This window comes from Paracoccus sp. MKU1, assembly GCF_001447385.1.
Classification (GTDB): Bacteria; Pseudomonadota; Alphaproteobacteria; order Rhodobacterales; family Rhodobacteraceae; genus Paracoccus.
The window spans coordinates 1-5,121 of record NZ_LLWQ01000050.1 but is presented as its reverse complement, the minus strand read 5'-3'; the positions used below and the strand labels follow the sequence as shown (position 1 = coordinate 5,121).

Sequence of the window (5,121 nt, the reverse complement as noted above, 5' to 3'; positions counted from 1 at the left end):
CGGCTGCTCGGTCCACATGCGCGAGACATAAGGCATGCGCGCAGTCGGCATCACCGCGACGATGATGTCCAGGTCGTCCGCACGCAGATGCTGGTGCAGTTCGCGGCTGAGATCGCAATGCACCTCAAGCTCGACATCAGCATGGTCGCGGATATAGCGGGTCAGCGTGCCCTGAAGGAAGGCGACGGCGTAATCGGTCGGCAGGCCGATGCGCAGCACGCCGGTCTTGTCCGAACGGTGGAAATAGCGCACCGCCTCGTCATTGATGCGCAGCATCTCGCGCGCATAGCTTAGCAGCGCCTCGCCGGCTGGCGTGGGCAGGATATTGCGGCCCTCCTGCGTCAGCAGCGGCGCGCGCACCAGTTCCTCGAGCCGGCGAATCTGGAGCGAGATCGCCGGCTGGCTGCGCCCCAGCGCAGCCCCGGCCTTGGAATGTCCGCCCAGTTCCACCACGGCGATGAAGGTGCGCAAAAGATCGGTTGGAAGATTGGTTACCCCGGCCATGGATTTACCCCCGCAATGCAAGGATTGCGACTATATATTTCATTTATATTCAAGGTGAAACTCTAATTCCGGCATCCCCCTTTCCCATAAGGTGCATCATGCCGAAGAAGACAGCATTCGCGTCCGAGCTTGCCTGGCCCGATTATCACGCTGCGGTAAAGGATGGTTCCACGCCGATCCTGATCCCCATCGGCTCGATGGAACAGCACGGCCATCACATGCCGCTGCATGTCGATGTGCTGCTGCCGACGGAATTTGCCCGCCGCGCCGCGCTGGACATCGGCGGGCTGGTGGCGCCGGCCTTTACCTATGGCTACAAGTCGCATCAGAAATCCGGCGGCGGCAACCACTTGCCCGGCACCACCAGCCTGGACGGCGCCACGCTGGTCGCGGCGCTGCGCGACGTCATCAAGGAATTCGCCCGCCATGGCGTGCGCCGGATCTGCCTGGTCAACGGCCATTTCGAGAACTCCTGGTTCATCATCGAGGGCATCGACCTTGCCCTGCGCGAATTGCGATGGGACGGTATCCGCGACATGAAGATCGTCGTGCTGTCCTATTGGGATTTCGTCGGCGAAAAGGACATTGTCAGGCTTTATCCCGACGGCTTTCCCGGCTGGGATCTGGAGCATGGCGGCGTGCTGGAGACCTCGCTCATGCTGGCGCTCTATCCTGAATTCGTCGATCTGGCCCGGGCGGTGGATGTCGCGCCAGCCAGCTTCCCGCCCTATGACGTCTATCCGGTCAAGCCGGAATGGACGCCCGCACCGGGCACGCTGTCCTCGCCGAAACAGGCCTCGGCCGAAAAGGGCGAGCTGTTGCTCGAGATCTGCACCACCGGCATCGTCACCGCGCTGCGGGCCGAGTTTGGCCCGACCCGTCCCGCCTGACCAAGGCGCGGCGGGCCCGCCGGAGCGGACCCGCCTTTCATTCCAGGCTTCCGCAACCGGCTCAATTGCGGATGATGTTGTGCTCGGGGCCAAAGGGGAATCCGGTGATGTTTTCGGCCCCATCCTCGGTCACGATCAGGATGTCATGCTCGCGATAGCCGCCCGCACCGGGCGTGCCCTCGGGCAGCATCACCATCGGCTCCATCGAGACCACCATGCCCGGCTTCAGCTCGGTCTCGATATCCTCGCGCAACTCGACCCCGGCCTCGCGGCCGTAATAATGGCAGAGCACGCCGAAGCTGTGGCCATAGCCGAAGCTGCGGTATTTCAGCAGATCCCACTGGCGGTACATGTCGTTGAGCTCCAATGCGATCTCGTTGCATTTCGCACCGGGCTTGATCAGTTCCAGGCCCCGGCGATGCACGGCGACGTTCTTTTCCCAGATGTCGAGGCTGGCATCGTCCACGCTGTCGCAAAACATCGTGCGCTCCAGCGCGGTATAATAGCCGAAGATCATCGGGAAGCAGTTCAGCGACAGGATCTCGCCCGATGCGATCTTCTTGTTCGTCACCGGGTTATGCGCCCCGTCGGTGTTGATGCCGGACTGGAACCAGGTCCAAGTGTCCATCAGCTCGACGAAGGGGAAGGAGGCGGCGATCTCGCGGATCATGGCATTGGTTGCGGCGATGGCGACCTCGTGCTCGGGCACGCCGGCCTTGACCGCCGCCGCGCAGGCCGCGCCGCCCACGTCGCAGATGCGGGCGCCCTCGCGGATCAGCTTTTGCTCCTCGGCCGACTTGATGGAACGCATCCACATCGAGGGCTGGCCGACATCGACGAACTCGACCCCCGGCAGCGCCGCCTCGAGCTGGCGGCGGAAATCCAGCGAGACATGATCGAACTCGATCCCCAACCGCTTGACGCCGGGGGTGAGTTGACGCACCGCGCGATAATAGTTGTCGCGCCGCCAGTCGGTATAGGTGACGTTGCCGCCGAAGCTGCGCCGCCAGGGCTGGCCGCCATCGATGCCGGCGCTGATCGTGGTCGCCGCGTCCTGGGTGATGACCATGCCGTATTTGCGGCCGAAATAGCAGTAGAGCCAGCCCGAATAATAATTGATGCAATGATACGAGGTGAACAGCGCCGCATCGACGCCGTTCTCGGCCATCCAGCGGCGCATGTCGTCCTGGCGCCGCTGCATCTCGGCATCCGAGAAGGGGGAAAAATCCTTCTCGCCATTATGCCATTCCATGACATGAAGCATGTCGTCGGTCATGAGATCCGTCCTCCGTCGGTTTGCTGGGGACAAGGCTATCCGCCGCTGCGCCAGGACTAAAATTTGTTTTGATAATCCGAGGATTTGGACGAATGAGGGGCTGCGCCAGTGAACCACGCCGGATTTGCCGGAGGCTCCAACTTTTGAGTAGGAAGGAGCATCATGAGCAAGACGACGAGCAAGTTTTCCCCTGAGGTGCGCGAACGTGCCGTGCGGCTGGTTCTCGACAACGAGGCCTGCTCGATCTGCTCGAACCGAGGCGTTCCATCTTCGCCGCCGTCGCCGGACCGACGCCATGGAATTTCTTCACCGGGAGTTCGGCGACGAATTGCGGTCCGCGCGCCGGGGTAATCACCGCCTGCCCGTTCCGGCTCGGTACCCGCGAATATTGCCGCTATGCGGACTGGATTGCCAATGGCCCCCGGACACGGTTCTACGGTCACATCGGCGTGTCCGGCGACGATGTGATGATGAAGGCCCGCGCTATGACCGCCCGCGAGATCGCCGATGCGGCTGGGACTGAGCGCTGCCTGGCGCAACAGCACAGCCGTCCCTTCCCAACTGTAGACCGAATCGCATTGCGATCCCGGCCCATATCGGGAAAACGGCCAGAATAGCACCACCTACCCGCGGCCTGACGAAAGTCTCCCGCCATGCTCAACCATATCGTCGTTTCCGTCCTGCTCTGCGCGGCATCCTGCGAACCGGCCGAAATCCGGGTCTGGGACGGGGATTCCGTCCAGCTTGGTTTGGGACGGGAAGCTGAAGCCATGCGAATCGTCAACATCGACGCTCTGGAGATCAGGGGACAATGTGCCCAAAAATCCGACCTCGCGCTGCAATCGAAGCAGCGGCTTGCCGACCTCCTGCAAGCCAAGGCACCGACCATTATGGCCGGCCCCTGGCGGCGATCCGCGTCGAAGGTCACGATGTCGGCAACATTCTCGTCAGCGAAGGGCTGGCGCGAAATGAGAACAAGAGTGCAGTTCGGCTGACCCGTCAGGCTTCGCGGACGAGGTCGATCCCGGCGGCTTGCGCCGCCTTCATGAACCGGCGGTCGAAGGTCAGCAAAGCCTCCTGACCCGCCGCGCGGCCCAGATGCAGCGCATCGGCAAAATCCATACCCTGCTCGGCGAGATCAAGGGCGGCGGCCACCGTCGCCGCGTCCTCGATGGTGACCTGCGGCAGGCCGCCGAAGGCCCGCAAGGCCCGCGCGACATCACCCGGCTTGTAGCCATAGGCGCTGCGCAGCACCCATTCCGTCTCCAGTACCACCGTGACCGGCACGAAGACCGGCTGGCCGTCCACGATCTCGCGCGCCCGTGCCGCTTGCTCGGGGTGATCGCCGGTCAGGTAGCGGACGACGATATTGGTATCAATCGCGATCATGGCGCCGGCGGGCCTCGGCCAGCACCCCGGCCTCCATATCCTCGAGCGATTTCGGCTCACCGGCGAAGGGTAGCATCCCGAAGACAGCCTCCGGCCGCGTCGGCGCAAAGGCCGGCGCCCGCTTCAGCAACACCCCCTCGGGCGTTTCCTCGACGATCAGCCTTGTGCCGGCATCCCAGTCCCGGCGCTGGCGGATGGCCTTGGGCAGGATGACCTGCCCCTTGGTCGAGACGGTGGTGATCAGGGGATCGGGCTGCGCCATGGGTCGAACTCCACAGGTAAGACGAGGGTAAGATAGTCGTCCTTGCCACATGGTTCAAGAGGCAGAGACGGGTCAGGAAGAAGCTGCGTGTAGGGACGAGCGAGAGCGTCCCCGGCACAGCGCATCCCCTTCCTCTTTCCGGAGAACCATATCATGATTCTCGCCACCCCCGCACCCAACGACGCGACGCTGGTCCCCGAAGACCGCCGCATGGAGTTTCTTCCCCGGCTTTTCGGCCACCGCCTTCTGATCATCGGCGAACATACGGTGTTCAGCTTCATGGAACGGCTGAGCCCCGCGGATTACGGCGGCGGCATCTGGGATTTCTACGAACTGGCCGGCGCGCCGCTCTATATGGCACCGACCTCGAAACCGCGCTTCCAGCTTGGCAAGGTGGATGTGCAGAACCCGCGCGTGCAGCAGGTCGCGCAGCAACTGGGTGTGCGCATCGTGGATTTCGGGGAACCGCTCGGGCGTCCATGGCCGCGATCCTGGCGCACCGCCAGGTGGCGCCGCTGCTGTCTGACGACCACTTCTCGGTCGACGGCACGCTGGTGAAGGCGTTCGCCATGGGCCTCGAACCGGTGGCGGCCTGATGGCTCACCCTCGATGAAGAGCGTCCAACCGCGGACGGGCGAGACCCCGCCGGATGACGAACCCGGCGATCCTCCCGGACTCGGGATCCCGGCCACCGATCCATCCGCCTTGACCGTAGCTGCCAAGACCGATCCGATGCCCCGCAACCAACGCCACAGCCGCAATGCCGAGGTCGATTTCCGGGGTCAGAGGCGGACGAATGC

The 5,121-nt window shown here is 63.6% G+C and carries 7 protein-coding genes and 1 pseudogene; 4 read left to right on the top strand and 4 right to left on the bottom strand.

The window, feature by feature from the left end:
* Positions 1-504 (bottom strand): LysR family transcriptional regulator (locus AQY21_RS03035; protein WP_152988086.1); only part of this gene is annotated, 504 nt, incomplete at its 3' end.
* Between the two features lie 98 nt (positions 505-602).
* Here AQY21_RS03035 and AQY21_RS03030 point away from each other — a divergent pair.
* Complete coding sequence (locus tag AQY21_RS03030) at positions 603-1,394, top strand: creatininase (RefSeq protein WP_058096354.1); 792 nt, start codon at positions 603-605, stop codon at positions 1,392-1,394.
* Between the two features lie 61 nt (positions 1,395-1,455).
* Here the strand turns inward: AQY21_RS03030 and AQY21_RS03025 are convergent, their stop codons facing one another.
* A complete protein-coding gene (locus AQY21_RS03025; protein ID WP_058096353.1) occupies positions 1,456-2,670 on the bottom strand; it encodes a M24 family metallopeptidase in 1,215 nt (404 codons plus the stop codon).
* 653 nt (positions 2,671-3,323) lie between these two features.
* On the opposite strand from AQY21_RS03025, the gene AQY21_RS03020 reads away from it, so the two are divergent.
* Positions 3,324-3,665, top strand: coding sequence for a thermonuclease family protein (locus tag AQY21_RS03020; RefSeq protein ID WP_058096352.1), 342 nt, complete (start codon positions 3,324-3,326; stop codon positions 3,663-3,665).
* Positions 3,666-3,669: 4 nt separating this feature from the next.
* Here the strand turns inward: AQY21_RS03020 and AQY21_RS03015 are convergent, their stop codons facing one another.
* Together AQY21_RS03015 and AQY21_RS03010 are read right to left on the bottom strand one after the other, a co-directional pair.
* Positions 3,670-4,059, bottom strand: a complete 390-nt coding sequence (locus tag AQY21_RS03015; RefSeq protein ID WP_058096351.1) for a type II toxin-antitoxin system VapC family toxin — start codon at positions 4,057-4,059, stop codon at positions 3,670-3,672.
* Positions 4,046-4,321, bottom strand: a complete 276-nt coding sequence (locus tag AQY21_RS03010) for an AbrB/MazE/SpoVT family DNA-binding domain-containing protein (RefSeq protein WP_058096350.1) — start codon at positions 4,319-4,321, stop codon at positions 4,046-4,048. The genes AQY21_RS03015 and AQY21_RS03010 overlap by 14 nt, the downstream gene beginning before the upstream one ends.
* 153 nt (positions 4,322-4,474) lie before the next feature.
* Between AQY21_RS03010 and AQY21_RS28415 the strand changes: the two genes are divergently transcribed.
* Complete coding sequence (locus AQY21_RS28415; protein WP_152988085.1) at positions 4,475-4,879, top strand: antirestriction protein; 405 nt, start codon at positions 4,475-4,477, stop codon at positions 4,877-4,879.
* A pseudogene (locus AQY21_RS29555) lies at positions 4,789-5,121 on the top strand (hypothetical protein); the annotation flags it as partial. The gene AQY21_RS28415 and the pseudogene AQY21_RS29555, both read left to right, overlap by 91 nt.